The sequence below is a fragment of the Prevotella koreensis genome (assembly GCF_003977605.1).
In the GTDB taxonomy this organism is placed as follows: domain Bacteria; phylum Bacteroidota; class Bacteroidia; order Bacteroidales; family Bacteroidaceae; genus Prevotella; species Prevotella koreensis.
In genome coordinates this window covers 1,371,461-1,387,733 of the sequence record NZ_RYYU01000001.1, presented here as the reverse complement: position 1 = coordinate 1,387,733, position 16,273 = coordinate 1,371,461, and the positions used below count along the sequence as shown (strand labels likewise).

At 46.0% G+C, this 16,273-nt stretch carries 14 protein-coding genes; 4 read left to right on the top strand and 10 right to left on the bottom strand.

Translation table 11 applies throughout. The features are described from left to right. Positions 1-54: 54 nt before the first annotated feature. From EHV08_RS05890 to EHV08_RS05850, 9 genes are all read right to left on the bottom strand, one after another. Positions 55-2,667, bottom strand: coding sequence for an InlB B-repeat-containing protein (locus EHV08_RS05890; RefSeq protein WP_126678495.1), 2,613 nt, complete (start codon positions 2,665-2,667; stop codon positions 55-57). Positions 2,668-3,043: 376 nt separating this feature from the next. After that, positions 3,044-3,886, bottom strand: a complete 843-nt coding sequence (murI, locus tag EHV08_RS05885; RefSeq protein WP_126678494.1) for a glutamate racemase — start codon at positions 3,884-3,886, stop codon at positions 3,044-3,046. A gap of 1 nt (position 3,887) precedes the next feature. Next, complete coding sequence (locus EHV08_RS05880) at positions 3,888-4,400, bottom strand: OmpH family outer membrane protein (protein WP_126678493.1); 513 nt, start codon at positions 4,398-4,400, stop codon at positions 3,888-3,890. 208 nt (positions 4,401-4,608) lie between these two features. Continuing rightward, positions 4,609-5,109, bottom strand: a complete 501-nt coding sequence (locus EHV08_RS05875; protein ID WP_126678492.1) for an OmpH family outer membrane protein — start codon at positions 5,107-5,109, stop codon at positions 4,609-4,611. Positions 5,110-5,171: 62 nt separating this feature from the next. Next, entirely contained in the window at positions 5,172-5,684 is a 513-nt protein-coding gene (locus EHV08_RS05870) for an OmpH family outer membrane protein (RefSeq protein WP_126678491.1), read from the bottom strand. A gap of 22 nt (positions 5,685-5,706) precedes the next feature. Next, positions 5,707-8,280: a BamA/OMP85 family outer membrane protein gene (locus tag EHV08_RS05865; RefSeq protein ID WP_394366046.1), complete on the bottom strand. Its 2,574-nt coding sequence runs from the start codon at positions 8,278-8,280 to the stop codon at positions 5,707-5,709. Positions 8,281-8,379: 99 nt separating this feature from the next. Next, complete coding sequence (locus EHV08_RS05860) at positions 8,380-9,132, bottom strand: isoprenyl transferase (protein WP_126678489.1); 753 nt, start codon at positions 9,130-9,132, stop codon at positions 8,380-8,382. Next, positions 9,132-9,836: a type IX secretion system protein PorG gene (gene porG / locus EHV08_RS05855; protein ID WP_126678488.1), complete on the bottom strand. Its 705-nt coding sequence runs from the start codon at positions 9,834-9,836 to the stop codon at positions 9,132-9,134. The genes EHV08_RS05860 and porG overlap by 1 nt, the downstream gene beginning before the upstream one ends. A 49-nt stretch (positions 9,837-9,885) precedes the next feature. After that, the gene (locus EHV08_RS05850) at positions 9,886-11,304 is read right to left on the bottom strand and encodes a DUF6242 domain-containing protein (RefSeq protein WP_126678487.1); all 1,419 of its coding nucleotides are present in this window, start codon (positions 11,302-11,304) and stop codon (positions 9,886-9,888) included. Positions 11,305-11,941: 637 nt separating this feature from the next. Here EHV08_RS05850 and EHV08_RS05845 point away from each other — a divergent pair. From EHV08_RS05845 to EHV08_RS05830, 4 genes are all read left to right on the top strand, one after another. Further along, complete coding sequence (locus tag EHV08_RS05845) at positions 11,942-13,990, top strand: tetratricopeptide repeat protein (protein ID WP_126678486.1); 2,049 nt, start codon at positions 11,942-11,944, stop codon at positions 13,988-13,990. A gap of 15 nt (positions 13,991-14,005) precedes the next feature. Continuing rightward, positions 14,006-14,791 carry an ADP-ribosylglycohydrolase family protein gene (locus EHV08_RS05840; RefSeq protein WP_126678485.1) on the top strand — a complete coding sequence of 262 codons (786 nt, stop codon included), beginning with the start codon at positions 14,006-14,008 and terminating at the stop codon, positions 14,789-14,791. 62 nt (positions 14,792-14,853) lie between these two features. Further along, positions 14,854-15,273 (top strand): type II 3-dehydroquinate dehydratase, encoded by a 420-nt coding sequence (gene aroQ / locus EHV08_RS05835; RefSeq protein WP_126678484.1) that lies wholly within the window; start codon positions 14,854-14,856, stop codon positions 15,271-15,273. Between the two features lie 27 nt (positions 15,274-15,300). Next, a complete protein-coding gene (locus EHV08_RS05830; RefSeq protein ID WP_126678483.1) occupies positions 15,301-15,927 on the top strand; it encodes an O-methyltransferase in 627 nt (208 codons plus the stop codon). A gap of 140 nt (positions 15,928-16,067) precedes the next feature. On the opposite strand, the gene EHV08_RS11540 is transcribed toward EHV08_RS05830, so the two are convergent. Further along, entirely contained in the window at positions 16,068-16,208 is a 141-nt protein-coding gene (locus tag EHV08_RS11540; RefSeq protein WP_203227057.1) for a hypothetical protein, read from the bottom strand. Positions 16,209-16,273: the final 65 nt, after the last annotated feature.

Sequence of the window (16,273 nt, the reverse complement as noted above, 5' to 3'; positions counted from 1 at the left end):
ATTTTGCTTTTCAATTTCGCCGAATTTGGTCGGCAATTTCGCCCAAATTACAGTTTACTTCACTATTTTCAGTACGCCATTTCCATTATAACGTATGATGTAAGTGCCGCGATGCAGGTTGCACAGGTCTATTATCTTACCGGTTGTTCTCATCATAAGAGTGCCGTCAGTACTGTAAACCTCAGCTGAAGTGGCTGCCGAGAAAACTATTTTTTGCTGCTGTGCATCATAATATACTGCTTTGTCGATGCCTGTTTCGCTTATTCCCGTTACGTCATTTCCCTCATAAAGTTGCATGTCTGATGGCGAACCGTTAAGGTTATAAACACTCCAGTTTCTGCTATTGGCGAGTTTTACGTCAGACTTCAGACATACATTTTCTTCTCCTGAATATTTGGTGTCAATGACGATGAGCATGCCCGGACTGCTCTTGGGACGTATAGGCAGGCTGTTAATCATTGCGGTCATTTCCGAACCGGCAATTTTGTTGCCGTAAACATTCAGGTATGAGAGATCGTTGCATGCTGAAAGGTCGAGTGACTTGAAACTGTTCATTTCGCAACTGAGTTTTGTGAGTTGTGCGCTGTGGCTCAGATTGAGTTCGGAAAGGTGGTTCAATGCACAATTCACGTATGTCAGGTTCGGCATATTGGTGATGTCGAGATGTGTAAGTTGTGAGTAGAGAGCCTTCAGTTCGAGCATGTCGGCATGTATGGCAACGGTGTCTTCGGTCATGTTCAGTATGAGGTTGTCTCCGTTCCATGTGATAAGTGTACCTCCAATGATGACAGGTGTGTAGTTTTGATTAATCAGTTTTATACCGAGACTCAAGTAGTCTTTTAACTCTTTTGACAAGCGGATGTGCTGTGTTGGCACTTCTTGCCCGCTGAAGACTGCGCGAACAACGGTATTGCTGTTGATTTCGGCCATCATTGTGGCCGTGATGTCAATGTCGTTTGCTTTTAGTTCGTTCAGTTCGAAACCTGTTTCGGGTGTAGCGTTGAATCGAAGTTCTGTGCCTTCGAGTATCTGTGTCAGACTGCTTTCGGTCATTGCGTTTATGGTTCCGTGCTTACAGGGTTCTATTGTGACCGAATAATAAACCGGTTCTGTGCCGCTGTATGATTGTCCGAAACCATAGTATCCGCCGTTTATATAGTCGCGTACATTCCATGACTTGTCTGTTGCAATTTTAACATCGCTCTTCAGTGCGATGTTCTGTTCCGGAGTGCCTTCGGCCTTGCTGTCGATGATGAATATTACCGGTTCTGTGGCCTTGCCATCGTATAGCGACTTCACCATGTCGGTCATGCGTTGCGCCCTGAGTTTGTTGTGATAACAGTCCACGCGCAATAGCGCCGTGCATCCTGTGAGATTCAGTTCGCTCAAGATGTTGTCCTGACAGTGAAGCATTGTGAGTTTCTCAAGGTTGTTAAGTGCAAGCGATGAGATTTGGTTTTTAGAACAATCAAGTTTCGTTATGATGTTTCTGTCAGAGAAACTGATTTCCGTTAGGTTGTTATCGCTGCACACGAGAGATTTAACACCGCCTCTTATGTATAGTGTCCGGCTTGTAAGCGTGTATGTTTGCTTGCCGGTGTATGGTCCGTTTTCTTCGATTCCCGTTATCACTATGTCTCCTTCGTCGGGTGTTATGTCGAGAGTGACGGTCTCTCCCACGTTTCTTGAGGTTTTTAACATTATGCTGTTGTTGCATATATTCGGTTCATAGTCGAGTCCGAAATATAATGTTCCCGTCATGTTTGGTGTTTCCGTGCCACCCAGCCAGTCGCATACCACCCAGCCTTTTTCTCTTGCCGCATTGACATCTTTCATGTAACACTTGTTGCCTTCGTTCTTGTCGCGTGTGTCCACGATGTAAAGCATCGGCGAACCTTGTGTCGGTGTGGGTAGATTTTCTATGAAACTATCCATCTTCTCGCCTTCTATAAAGTTGCTGAAAACCTTTATCCACCATAGTTTGGTGTTCTTGGTGAGGTCGAGGGTGGTGAGTTTGTTCTGTTCTGCGTATAGGTCAACGAGTTCTATGCACTTCGACACGTCGAGCGTTGTGAGTTGGTTGTTGCCACATTCTATGCGCGTGAGTTTAGAATTGGATTCGCCTGTTGTCAAGGTCTGCAGTTTATTGGAGTATGCTTTCAGACTTTCGAGTTTCTTATTTGTGGAAACATCGAGTGTTGAGAGTAGGTTATTGTGACATTCCAGAACGGTAAGTTCCTGACATTTGCTCACATCAAGTGTCTGAAGATTGTTCTTGTAGCATTTTAGAATGGACAAACTTGGCGCACTGACTATGGTCAGGTCGGTTAGTTGACATCCGTAACATTCGAGTGATGTCAATGGTCCGGTTACGGTGATTTCTTCTGTTTCGGCAGTCACAATATACTGACCGAAATACTCGTCTGCATCTACACCTGTCACCGTTGCTTCCCCGTATGGCTGCGTGTAGATGCGCAGTATTGTGCCGACAGGTGCGGCAGTCTTCATTTTTATAACGGTGTTGGTCTCTTGTGCCGTTGCCGTTAAGGTTGATAGTACTAATGCGAAAAACATCAGTAGCAAACTGTTGAGACGATTCTGTACTGTGTCCGCATGATTCTTGTTGACCTGCAGGTCTGCGTTTGATGAGATTAGATACTGTTCCATATTATTCACTTTTTAAAAATTTATGATATGGTATAAAAAAACACAATTCCGTTCGCTTTATTCATAGACAATATGTAATTGTGTTTTTACTACAGGCAAATATACAAAAAAAATGCTTTTGACGCACATTTTTATCAGTTTTTTTTGTGTTTTGCTTTGAATAAATAAAGAAAAAGTCCGTAACAACACTTATGGTATAAGTCATTACGGAGTATTCAGGAAAAAAACAGTGATGGGAAAAATATGGAGAGTGTTATATATGGACGGTAGTACAGACGAGTAGAGGGTTGCGACCGGCATCGTTTATGCTGCCACGTGGCTGCCGTGGATATTGAAATAAATAAAAATATAAGGGTTGTAAGTTATGACAGGGGGATTATCCAAGGGTTACGTTCTTGGCAACGATTGGTTCACGGAGGAATATTCGGGCACATTCCGTGAAGCGGTCGGGGTTCTCGGTGGTAAGGTATCGGCACGAGCCACCTCGTGTTATGCGTGCTTCCATGTCGGGATGACGTTGGAAATATTGGGCAAGGCTTTCGGCTACGTATTCTCCCTGCGACACTATGCGGATGTCGCTTGGTACGTGTTTCTTTATTGTGTTGAGCAGTAGTGGGTAGTGGGTGCATGCCAATACGAGAGTGTCAATGTCCGGGTCGCGTCCCAACAACTCCTTTATTCGTTGTCTTACGAAATAGTCCGCGCCCTCGCTGTCGGCCTCGTTGGCCTCTACTATCGCAGCCCATAGCGGGCAGGCCTGTCCTGTAACTACAATATCGGCAGCCTGATGGGCGATTTCCAGTTCGTAACTGTTGCTCCTTATCGTGCCCTCGGTGGCAAGTATTCCTACATGACGCGATGCCGTGAGAGGCGGGATTGCTTCTGCCGTGGGACGTATTACGCCGAGTACACGGCGGTCAGAATCGATGTAAGGGAGGTCGTTTTGCTGTAATGTGCGCAGTGCTTTTGCCGATGCCGTGTTGCATGCGAGTATCACCAAGTGGCAACCCATTGAGAAAAGTTGCATTACAGCCTCGCGTGTGAAACGATATACCACATCAAAAGAGCGCGGACCATACGGTGCACGGGCGTTGTCTCCGAGATACAAATAATCGTATTGCGGCAACAGTCGGCGCATCTGATGAAGTATTGTCAGACCGCCATAACCGCTGTCGAAGACACCGATAGGGCCGGGTGATGTTGGTAATCGTGTTCCCACTTTATTGCAATGCGTCTTTTACGATTGTCGTAATGTCGTCGGCAATGGTTGTGTCAATATACGGACAGGCGTTGTTGTCTGTGTTAAGTATGAAAGCATAGTGGCGTTCCATGCCGATTTTGCGGAGCACTTCCTTCATTTTTTTGTGCACCGGAATCATCATGTTCTTCTCTGCCTGAGTGAGCAACCGCTCTGCCTCGGCCTTGAAAGCGATATTCTTCTGCATCAGTTCCTGAAGTTCGGCCTGTCGTTTCTGTAATATCAGAGGAGCGAAGTCGCGTTGCCCATCGAGGAACTCCTCGTATTTGTTGTTGAATTCGTCTTCTGCCCGCTTCATCTCTGCTGTGTATTTTCCACGCAGGGAGGCGATGTTCTTCTGTGCGGTTACGTACTCCGGCATTGCGTGCATTGCCTCGTCGTAACTGAAATAGGCAACACGGTTTTGTGCGTTTGCCGTTGAGGGAAGCAGAATAAGGAGGCAAATAACTGTGAAGATGGTTGAGATTTTTTTCATAAGAGTGGGGTGAGGGGATTTTAGATGATATAGGATAATGAGTGATAGGGGATAAGGGAGATAAGGAATGAGGAGGAGTATGAGGAGTTTGGACAGCACCTTTGTGTTTTGTAAGCACATTAATATGGAACAATATGCGTGTGTTGTCCAAACTCCTGAACTCCTCCTTACTCCTCGAATCTTTTTAAAGCAGTGCTCTGCAATATCCTTATTTCAGTTTGTTCAGTTCTGCCTTGACCTCAGTTGTTATGTCCTTGCTGAGAGTTTGGCTGATGTATGGGATGCCGGCGGCTGTGTCCATGATATATACATATCCTCCTGCAGAGCCTACATTCTTGATAGCGTTGAGCAGTTTGTTTGTTATCGGTTGCAGTTTGTCTTGCTGCATTTTTGCCAAAGCCTGCTGGTTGTCTTGGAATGTCTGCTGGATTTTCTGGTACATCTTCTGCAATTCAGCCTCAGTTTCCTGACGCTTAGTCTCGTTCATGGTGCTTGAACTCTTGTCATACTCCTCGCTTTTGCGCTGGAGTTCCTGTTGCATTGCCTGCAGTTCGTCCTCATACTTCTTGGTCTGTGCTTCCACTTCGCCACGTGCCTGAATAAATTCCGGCATTCCCTGCATGATTGCTTGTGAATCAACATGTCCGAACTTCTGTGCGAAAAGAGACAGAGGAGCGAACACCATCAACATAATGATAATCTTTTTCATTTTCTTTCAGTTAATTTTTATTGTTATTGTTTTTATTACTGTTTACCGTTTGTTGTTCCCGTTCAGTTGGAATATCCTAACTTTTGCAGCACTTCGTTGCTGATGTCAATCTTCGGTGAGCCAAAGATAATGCCTGCATTAGAGGCGCGGTCGAGCACGAGAGAATAGCCGCGGAGGTCGGATATATCTTTTACCGCTGTGTAAATCTCCTCCTGTATCGGTGTCATGAGAGCCTCGCGCTTCTTGAACAGTTCGCCTTCCGGACCGAAATATTTGCGTTTCAAGTCGCTTGATTCTTTTTCTTTCTGCATTATGGCATCTTGTTTTGCCTTTTTCTGTTCTTGCGAGAGGAACACTACCTCGTTCTGATAGTTCTTATACATAGTCTGTGCCTCGGTGTTCAAGGCCTCCACCTCAGCCTGCCATTTCTTAGATACTTGGTTGAGTTGTTCGTTGGCACGCTCGTATGCCGGCACGTTTTTCAGGATATAATCCATGTCTATCAGTGCGAACTTCTGTGCGTTAGCCGTTATTGCAACTATTGCCATTACGGCTATAATCAATAATTTCTTCATAATCTATTCCTTTTATTTATTATCAGAACTCCTGTCCGAGAATGAAGTGGAACTGTCCTCCACCTTTCTTTCCGAACACTTTATCGAAACCGTATGCCCAGTCAATACCCATCATACCCACCATTGGCAGGAAGATGCGCACTCCGAGACCTGCCGAACGCTTCATACTGAATGGGTTGAACTTGCTTGTGTTTGTCCAAGCGTTACCCGCTTCGGCAAATGCCAATCCGTAGATTGTGGTGTTTCCGAGCAAGAACGGATAGCGTAATTCCAGCGTGAAGCGGTCGTAAGCATAACCCTCTTGATGGTATGGGGTCAGCGCACCGTTGTCATATCCGCGCAGTCCGATTGTTTCCTGTGCATATCCGTTGCTGTATCCGCTCATTCCGTCACCTCCCATGTAGAATGTTTCAAATGGCGACTTCTTGTCCTTGTTGTAAGAACCGAGCAGTCCGAGTTCCACTCGTGTCATCAATACCAGACATTTCTGTCCTCCGGTGAGTGCCGTGAAGGTGCGAGCCTTGAACTTCCACTTGTGGTATTCTATCCATCGGTATTTCTCTTGTTGCTCCTTTATGTATGTTGCCGACTTAGGGTCTTTGGCAAGGTTCTTATAATCCTTGTTCTCGAACTTGCTCCACGGCGGTGTGATAGTGAGCGATGCCGTGAACTCGGAGCCGCGACGCGGGAACAGTTGGTTATCGGTAGAACTGCGTGCGAGCGTTATTCCGAGGTTCAGGTTGTTACAGTTTCCGGTAGATACGAGGAAGTAACGCCAGTTTTTAAGGATATACCTTGTGAACGACATCTCCACGTTCAGCATGAAATAGTCGTCAGGCCACCGCAGACGCGTACCCCAACCGACGCTTGCTCCCATGAGTTTCACAAACTTGTCAGGGTCGTAGTAGTTCTCGTAACTGTTGTAGTAACTGCTTCCAACACCATATAGGTAGTTGTAATAATTGTTCATGTAAGCATTGTTATAGTAGTTGCTCGACACGTCGGTCTGCTTACTAAAATATGCACTCACAGAGAATTGTATCGGTCGTTTGCCTCCGAACCAACTCGTTGAGTAACTCGCGTTGTATGATTGATAATACTGAGCGTTGGTCTGTGCGCCTATCGAGAGCACCTCACCGTCACCCACAGGTAATATTCCTCGATGTTCCTTGTTCTTTCTGAACAGGTTTGCCAAAGAGAAGTTGTTGAGTTTCAGTCCCACGCGACCGATAACACCGGTCTGTCCCCAACCGAGTGAGAACTCCACTTGGTCGTTAGACTTCTGCACAAGGTTCCAGTCGATGTTCACCGTACCGTCCTCGTAGTTCGGTTTCACGTCGGGCAACACCTGTTCCGGGTCGAAATGTCCCATTGATGCAAGTTCGCGCTGTGAGCGTTGCAGTGCCTCTTTCGAGAATAGGTCGCCCGGTTTTGTGCGCAGTTCGCGTCGTATGACGTTCTCATAGAGGCGATTGTTTCCGGTTATTCTCACGCGATTGACGTGTGCCTGCGGTCCTTCCTGAATACGCATTTCGAGGTCTATCGAGTCTCCCACGATGTTTATCTCGGTCGGTTGCAGGTTATAGAACAAGTATCCGTTGTTCCAATATAGGTTACCCACTGCATCTTCGTCCTCCGAGAGGCGTTTGCTCATGAGTCTTTGGTTATACACATCGCCTTTTTGGAAGCCTAATTGCGCAGCGAGGAAGTCGGTGTTGTAAATGGTGTTTCCCACCCATGTGATGTTGCGCAGGTAATATTTCTTACCCTCATCCACCTTGATGTAGATATTCACATGCTTGTCATCGTTGTTCCATACCGAGTCTTCCACGATTACAGCATCGCGATAACCCAATTCGTTATACTTCTCAATGAGTTTCTTCTTGTCCTCGCTATATCTTTCGGGGGTATATTTCTTTGCTTTCAGGAACGATGAAAGTTTTCCCGCTTCATGTGTTTTCGAGAAAGCACCTTTTCTGAACAGTCCGCCCTTTATCTTTCTGTCGGCAAGTTTTTCGTTGCCTTCGATGATTATTTTGCGCACTTTCATCTTCTCTTTCTTATCTACCATGACATCGAGAATCACCTGATTCTTACTCGTAACATCGTCTCGTTGAGTTATTTCGATTTCGGCATTTCTATATCCTTTGTCATCGAAGTACCTCTTTGCCAATATCTTTGCGCGGTCAATCATGTTAGGTGTGATTTGTGAACCTTTCAACAGACCAAGTTTCTTTTCCATGTCTTCTTGCTCGCTCTTCTTCAATCCGATGTAGTTGATTACGCTCACGCGTGGTCTCAATGCGAGATGAAAGTGCAGATAGACTTGGTCGCCGACGATAGAGTCTGCGCTAATGGCCACCTTGGAGAACAGTCCGTGCCTCCAATATCGTTTCACGGCCTCTGTGATTTCGCTTCCCGGCAGAGTGATATGTTGTCCTCTCACCAACCCGGAAACGCCGGCCAGCACATAGTCTTCATATCCTTCCACTCCCGAAACGGCAATTCCGCCTATCACGCAGTTGCGCGGATTTCCGGCGTATGTTATTTCCGGGTTTATTATTTTCTCTTGTGCGCTGACGGTGATGCTCACCATCAAGGCGGCAATCACGAGTGCCTTCCTTATCGTATTGTTCATTCTCAACGTCTGTTGTATTTTTCTTTATGAGGTATTTTGAACACCATTCTCTTTTTCTTATCCTTCTTCTTCCACCTGCTCTCCGGTCTTTCCGAATCGTCGTTGCCTTCCCTGATAGTCGAGTATGGCAGCCTGCAAACCCTTTTCGTCAAAGTCGGGCCAGTAGGTATCGGTGAAATAAAGTTCCGAATAAGCAATTTGCCATAGCAGGTAGTTGCTCACGCGCAGTTCTCCTCCTGTGCGAATGAGCAGTTCAGGGTCTGGCATGAAGTCTGTTTCGAGGTGCTTTGCCACCGTCTCTTCGGTTATTTCTTCCGGGTCAATGGTTGTCGGCATGAGGTTATTTTTCTTTATCTCCCACACGATGTTGCGCACGGCCTGTGTTATTTCCCATCGTGCCGAGTAACTCAATGCCACCACCAGTGTCATGCTGTCATTGTCTGCGGTGCGTTCCATTGTGCTCCACAGTTTCTCGGCCACCTCTTTCGGCAGTCTGTCTATGTCTCCTATCACTCTCAGTCTGACGTTGTTCTTCATGAAGATTTCGTCTTCGAGCGATGTCAGCACCAGTCCCATTAGCGCGGAAACCTCGCTTACGGGTCTGTTCCAATTCTCTGTCGAGAAGGTGTATAGTGTGAGATATTTCACTCCCAGTCTGACACACTCTGCCGTGATGCGTCGCACCGTTTCTACTCCGGCCTGATGTCCGAATGTGCGTTCGTATCCATGTTCCTGTGCCCAGCGTCCGTTGCCATCCATTATCATGGCAATGTGCTGCGGAATGCGGTTCATATCCAGTTGTTCCATAATCAGTATCTATCGTTATGACAAGTCCTGCACTTCGGCATGAAACTGTATGTCAGCGTCACCTGAAGTGTGTGATAGCAGTCTGTATTCTTGAAAGCACCGTTACTTATTATATTGTACGGGTCTTTTATTCCGTCGAGTTCGTCGCTCAGCGAGAAGTGCATTGCCCATTCTATGCCGAGGTTCACTCTCGGTGCTACTTTGTATTTCACTCCCACTCCGATAGGAATATTGGCAGTGAAAACGTTTTTCTCCTTACCCTTTACGAACGTTCCTCCGAGTCCTATAGCAATGAACGGTGTCAGTGGCTTTGCTCCTCGGTATTCCCTTCCTGTGCCGTATGGCCAGAAGTTGTATTCGTATGAAAGATCCACGTTGACGAGGGTGTTGTCGAACTCATATTTTGAGCCATTGAGTTGTGGATAGTATGTATTGGCATCGGCTGCCTTTCCTTTCATTTTCCCATATCCCATCTGCGCTTTCAGTCCCATGTACGGATTGAAAGTTTTGCGCATCACCGCCGTTGCGGAGGGTTGCAGATTGCTTGTCAGACTTGAGTTGAAGTCGCCGAGATAGCCTGTCACCCCTACGCCCGCGCCTATCTCCATGCGATATTCCTCGTCTTCCTGTGCAAGGAGGGCGAGCGAAGAGAACATGAAGACCGTCATAATGACGAGTCGCAGTATAGGGTTAAGACGTTGCTTCATCTGCCTTTACTATTCCATATTATATAATACGCGTGCGCGAGGGACACTATTATTTCTTGCCATCCAAAGCCGACTGCCAACCCAAGCTGTTCAGTCGTCCGCGCCATATCTGTCCTGTTCCGGCGCAGATAATCCACAGGTGGTTACCGCTATCGGTCACCAAAGCCATTGCCGTGGCATTCTTGTCGATGCCCTCGGGCAGTTGGTAGCGAGCATCATTTACCCATGTTATACCCATGTCGCCACTGGTATATATCTTGTCGAACGCCTCGACCTTGCACGGTGCAATGCCTTTGCCTCCCACAGCCAGCAGAAGGTCGCCGCATAACGTCATGCTCATGTCGGCCAGTCGCGGCATTACATATTTGCTGTTATTGTCAATGACATAGTAAGCCCACGGCATGTTGAGGGCATATTTTCCTTTGTCTTCGATTTTTCCCCATATCACGGCGGTTGTGTCGGCCGTGTATGCTGCGTCACGGTTGCCCACGAGCACCACGTGTTCTACGTCTTTATTCGTGCGAAGAGTGGTGCATGCATAGTTTATGTCGGTTGTCGGCAGCAATTCCTGACCGCTGTCAATATCGTCTGCAACCCATGTCACACCATCGTAACTGCACGACATCTTTCCTTCCGCATCGAAAGCGAACAGTCTGCTGCTTGATGCTGCGACAAGTCTTTTCACCGCCGGCATGCTCACTACATCCCATGTGCCACCATCTTCTGAAGACATCAATCGCCCGTTATGAATCATGTATAGTCTGTCGCCTTTCTTCACGATGTTCTGATAGGCATCTTTGTCGAGCGGTTCGTTGAAATTGAATGGTACCGAAGTCCATGACTTGCCATCGTTTACACCGGTCTGCATGGCCACGGTTTTTGTTCCGTCACTACCGAAAGCCAGTATCCTGTCTCCTATTGCGAAAGCCCTGAACGCTTTGAATGTCGCCATTTCGGCATTCGTGTCGAGCTTTGTCCATTTGAAGTCGTTTGCTTTCTGTTTGTGTACGTTCACTTTCACGGTGTATTCGCGCGTGTTCTTTCCGTCGTGACTCATCACAACCAGCGTGCGTGGAACGGAGAAATCGAGCGTGTCGTTGCTGGTAATACTCTTTATATCTGTTCCGATAATAGATTTCAATCCCACCTTTCCGTTCTTCTCGGTTGTCGCAGTGATGAGCATTTTAGTCGCATCGATACCGTAAGGCAGGGAGTCGGTGTTGTAGATTTCGCATTTGTTCTGGTCTATTTTGAAACGGAACAATGCTCCGCTCACTGTCACCACGTATGTGCTATCTTCTCCCTTTGACGACTTTTTAGTCTTATACAAACGCATAGTTTTGATTGCAAATGCGTTTATTGCGGTGTCCTTGTAAGACACGTTTTTGTCGTTATCGTCCGGAAAACACGACACCAATGTCGCTGCCGCAAACAATATTATCAGGAAAGGTGAAATAATCCTTTTCATTTTCTTATTTATTTGAATTTTACGTGCAAAAGTAATCAGATTTCTGCAATTACCATATCATTTGTCGGTATTATTATCTAAAATAATGATTTGAACTGCGATTTTTAAGTTTTATTTTGACAACTTTTGTGATTTTTCGGGGAAATGGCGAGGGTGTTATGGAAATGTATGTTGGCAAAAGCCTTTTTCAAGACTACGTCTTGGTGTTTTCGATAGACTTAAACATGTCCTTTTGAAGAGCAATTTCGGCGAAATTGGTGAGCAAAATGGGCGAAATTGCGTGGCAATTTGGGCGATTTTGTGGTGGACATAAAGACATAATTGGTTGGACAGAAAGACAAAATGTTTTTTGACAGAAAGACAAAAAGGGTTAAACAGAAAGACAAAAAGAATATATCTCGTATGAATTTGGATGCAAGTTGTTTCTTTTTAGGGATTTATGTCTTTATGTCCAAAACCTTTTTGTCTTTCTGTCAATAACCTTATGTCTTTCTGTCAATGGCCTTTTTGTCTTTATGTCCAACCAATTATGTCTTTCTGTCCAAAACCTTATGTCTTTTTGTCAAAAATGTTTTGAGGGTAAATAAATAATTCATACCTTTGCAAATATATTGATTAAAATACTAAACAGTAGATTATGAGAAAGTTTTTGCCGATAGTATTGGCTTTTTTAATGAGCGTCGTTGTGTCCGCGAAAGAGATTAAACGACCGACCTCCTTTAACTATCTTCGTGCCGAGGAGGCTGTGGAAAATGGTGACTATGATGAGGCACTGCAGTATCTTCAAAAAGAACTGAAAGAAAATCCCAAGAACGGTTACGCTCATTTCCGTGTGGCTTGGATATATCTACAGAAAGACGAGAACGGACTTGCTCTCTCTAATATTGAAAAAGCACTGAAATTCCTACCGAAGAAAGATGGCGAATACATCGGTTTCTCGCATAATCTGAAGGCCAATTTGTATAAGAGCCTCGGGCAGAAAGATAAGGCTATTGAGGAATTAGGACTGGCGATAGAGGCGCAGCCGGAAGACATTGACTATCTTAATTTCCGCGGACAGGAATACTACGAGATGAAGAAGTATGACCTTTCTGATGCCGACTACCGCAAAATCACCAAGATAGACCAAGGTTCGACGGTGGGATTTCTTGGGCTTGGTCGCAATGCCACAGAACAGAAAAACTATGCCGAGGCAGAGAAGAATTTCGATCACGCTTTGAAACTCTCGCCGGATGAAACGCAGGTGTATTGCTTCAGAGCAGAATGTTACATCGGACAGAAGAAGTGGGGAAAGGCAATAGACGACATTGTAAAGGCGGCTTCCCTTGGTGGCAGCGGATGGGTGATGGAATTGATGTCGAAGATTGACGAAGAACCGCAGTTCTCGCAACTAATTTCACGACTGAAAACTGAGGCAAAGAAAGACCCTACGGAAATGACATGGTATTTTATTGCCGGTTCGTTATGTGCCAAGTTGGGCAAACCGCAGGATGCCATTCCTTTTTTTAAGAAATTGTACGATATAGGGAACACCGAGACTGCTTCTTACCTGTTGGCCAGCGCTTACAGTGACCTTGGAATGTATGACGAGGCAATGAAAAACATAGACAATGCGCTTGAGGAAGATAGCACAGACATAAATTATCATTGGCTGAAGTCTCGTGTGGCTCATTGTATGGGCGACGTGAAAGGCGCGATAACATCGGCAACGAAGATGGTTGATAATGCTTCGGAAAACGACTTTTCGCATCAGGCACTCGGAACCGAAATGATGTGTGCGGGGCTTTACAATGCGGCAATCGACGACTACAACACTGCGATAAGCATCGATGGCAATAGTACACATGCGTATCTATATCGTGGATATTGCAATACAAAACTTGGAAACACCGATGTGGCGCGTGCCGACTATGAGAAAGTGATTGAGATAGATTCCGTTCCGGCCACTGCCTCGGAAGCGATGTTTGCTTATGCCATGCTCGGAAACCGCGAGAAAGCGGTGGAGATGTGCGACAGTGTGCTGGCAAACGACAGTTCGATTGGCATGTTGTATAATGCGTCGTGCCTCTACTCGCGACTGAACGACCCGAAGATGGCGTGCCAATACCTGCGCAAGGTGTTCGAAAAAGGCGTTTTTGAACTCGGTCATATCGATGCCGACTTCGACATGGATAACGTGAGAGACAACGAAGAGTTTAAGCAGATAATGCAGGAACAGCGCAAGAAAGTTGCGGAAATCGTAGCAAAACTTAAAGAAAAGTCTGACGAAATAGAATATGAGGACGAGGAGGTGGAAGTGCCTTTCACCAAGGAAGGTAATCTGTACCGTGTGAAGTGCTCCATAAACGACCTGCCACTGAGTTTCATCTTCGATACCGGAGCGAGTGATGTCTGTCTGTCGATGGTTGAGGCTACGTTCATGATGAAGAACGGCTATCTCTCAAAGAGTGATGTCATCGGGTCGGCTAACTTCACTGATGCCAACGGAAACGTGAGTGCGGGTACGGTGATAAATCTGCGCAACGTTAACTTCGGCGGACTGTCAATCGACAATGTCAGGGCTAACGTGGTGAGAAACCAGAAAGCACCGCTGTTACTCGGACAAACGGTGCTGAATCGTGTTGGAAAGATTGAGATAGACAAAGAAAAGAAAGTGCTGAAAATAACGCATAAAGTTCAGAAATAAACAAGGAGGGGCTATATGTTAGGCGCGATAATAGGAGACATTGTAGGGTCGAGATTTGAGGCAGGTCCGCCACCGCAGCCGGGTTTTAAGTTGTTCACTCCCGAATGTTGTTTCACCGATGATACGGTGTGCACGGTGGCAATAGCCGATGCTATTCTTAAACATCGCGACTATGCCGAGTCGCTGGTGGATTGGTGTCGGCGTTATAATAATCGAGGCTTTGGCGGACTGTTCTATCAGTGGTTTATGGGCAACGACCACACCCCTTACGGCTCTTACGGCAATGGTTCGGCAATGCGTGTCAGTTCTGTCGGGTGGCTGTTCAATGACATTGATACGGTTATGGAGGAAGCACGGCGTTCGGCAGCGGTGTCGCATAGTCATGAGGAAGGCATTAAGGGGGCGCAATGCACTGCAACGCTGATTTATTGGCTTCGCACCGTGCGTGTAACGAAAGAACGACTGAAACATTCCGTGGAGCAGAAATTCGGATATGAGATACCATCTCTGAAAGATGTGATGCGCATTGGTTCGTTAGGCCATTTCGATGGCACGTGTCAAGAAACGGTGCCTGCAGCAATACGCTGTTTTCTCGAAAGCGACAGTTTTGAAGATGCTATACGCAAGGCGGTGCTCGCTGATGGCGACACCGACACGAAAGCAGCAATAGCCGGTTCCATCGCTGAGGCTTACTATGAAGTGCCCGATGAGATTGTGAATAGTGCGTTTGAATATCTTCCGCACGATATGCTTGATGTGGTGAATGAGTTTTGCGATTGTGTTATAGGTGGAATGAAGTGAGTGTGATTATACTCATCTGTTCATAAACACATAGAATCCGTATAAATGTAATCAGAACAAACATGAATCTCCTTATTATTAATGGTCCAAACCTCAACCTTCTTGGTACTCGCGAGCCGGGCATATATGGAAAAGAAGGAATGGAGCAGTACTTGCAGACATTGCGTGGACGGTTTCCACAAGTGAATATTGAATATTATCAAAGCAATATCGAGGGCGAGATGATAAACAAGATGCAAGAGGTGGGCTTCACATACGATGGAATAGTACTCAATGCCGGAGGTTACACGCACACGAGTGTGGCACTGCGCGACTGCATAAGCGCGATAACAACGCCGGTGGTTGAGGTTCATATATCAAATGTGCATGCACGTGAGGACTTCCGTCACCACTCAATGCTCTCCGCAGTGTGCATGGGAGTGATTTGCGGGTTCGGACTTGACAGTTACCGGTTGGCAGTAGAGGCAATCATAAACAAATGAAAGACCGTCGGTAATTATAAAAAAAGAATGACACTCGACGATTATATACTGTCACATATTGACCCTGAGGGAGATTATCTTTATCGTCTTTGGCGAGCCACGAACGTGCATTTGCTGCACGGACGCATGGCAAGCGGACACCTGCAAGGCAGACTGTTGAAGATGATTGTCACGATGATACGCCCGAAGAACATTCTTGAGGTTGGTACGTTCAGTGGGTATAGCGCAATATGTATGGCCGAAGGACTTGAAGAAGGCGGACGACTATACACTTTCGAGATAAACGATGAGATGGAAGATTTCACTCGAACGTGGTTAGAAGGCTCGGCTGTTGCAGACAAGATAGACTTCCGTATCGGTGATGCAAACGTAGAAGCACCGCGATTGGGAATTGAGTTCGACATGGCTTTCATTGATGGCGACAAGCGCACATATCTCGAAACATACGAAATGGTGTTGCGGATATTGCGCCCCGGAGGTTTCATTCTTGCCGATAACATATTGTGGGACGGTCATGTTCTGGAACAAGCGAAACCTGCCGACCGACAAACGCAGGGCATAGAGGCGTTCAATGACTATGTGGCGCGTGACAGTAGGGTGGAAAGAGTGATATTGCCGATTCGCGATGGACTGACAATAATACGCAAACTCTGACGGTTATATCAAAAAAATTATTGCTGTCCGGTAAACCCTAAATCACATAAAAATGCTTGCGGGATTGCTTTTAAATAGGTAATTCCGCATTATTTTTTGAAAACAAAGCCCCCCTAATCAAATAAGTCAAGTTCTTTTGGTTATGAATTTTCCTTTTCTGCCATTATTATGAGTTCATCATTCTGTGGATTTTCCATAAACGAGATGAGATCTGTATAATACATTAGCGTAAGCCTTAGCATGGTTACCTGCTGCGAGAAAGAGACGTGTCTTTTTATCATTCTGCGATAAAAAAGGCGTGAAAAACCATCTATATATGGCTACCTTTTTGTACCTTTGCAAAGTT

Excerpts from the sequence above, each read along its gene's own strand:
- EHV08_RS05890 (WP_126678495.1), bottom strand. The coding sequence starts at position 2,667 with ATGGAACAGTATCTAATCTCATCAAACGCAGACCTGCAGGTCAACAAG.
- EHV08_RS05880 (WP_126678493.1), bottom strand. The coding sequence starts at position 4,400 with ATGAAAAAAATCTCAACCATCTTCACAGTTATTTGCCTCCTTATTCTG.
- EHV08_RS05875 (WP_126678492.1), bottom strand. The coding sequence starts at position 5,109 with ATGAAAAAGATTATCATTATGTTGATGGTGTTCGCTCCTCTGTCTCTT.
- EHV08_RS05870 (WP_126678491.1), bottom strand. The coding sequence starts at position 5,684 with ATGAAGAAATTATTGATTATAGCCGTAATGGCAATAGTTGCAATAACG.
- EHV08_RS05865 (WP_394366046.1), bottom strand. The coding sequence starts at position 8,280 with ATGGTGAGCATCACCGTCAGCGCACAAGAGAAAATAATAAACCCGGAA.
- porG (WP_126678488.1), bottom strand. The coding sequence starts at position 9,836 with ATGAAGCAACGTCTTAACCCTATACTGCGACTCGTCATTATGACGGTC.
- EHV08_RS05850 (WP_126678487.1), bottom strand. The coding sequence starts at position 11,304 with ATGAAAAGGATTATTTCACCTTTCCTGATAATATTGTTTGCGGCAGCG.
- EHV08_RS05845 (WP_126678486.1), top strand. The coding sequence starts at position 11,942 with ATGAGAAAGTTTTTGCCGATAGTATTGGCTTTTTTAATGAGCGTCGTT.
- EHV08_RS05840 (WP_126678485.1), top strand. The coding sequence starts at position 14,006 with ATGTTAGGCGCGATAATAGGAGACATTGTAGGGTCGAGATTTGAGGCA.
- aroQ (WP_126678484.1), top strand. The coding sequence starts at position 14,854 with ATGAATCTCCTTATTATTAATGGTCCAAACCTCAACCTTCTTGGTACT.
- EHV08_RS05830 (WP_126678483.1), top strand. The coding sequence starts at position 15,301 with ATGACACTCGACGATTATATACTGTCACATATTGACCCTGAGGGAGAT.
- EHV08_RS11540 (WP_203227057.1), bottom strand. The coding sequence starts at position 16,208 with ATGATAAAAAGACACGTCTCTTTCTCGCAGCAGGTAACCATGCTAAGG.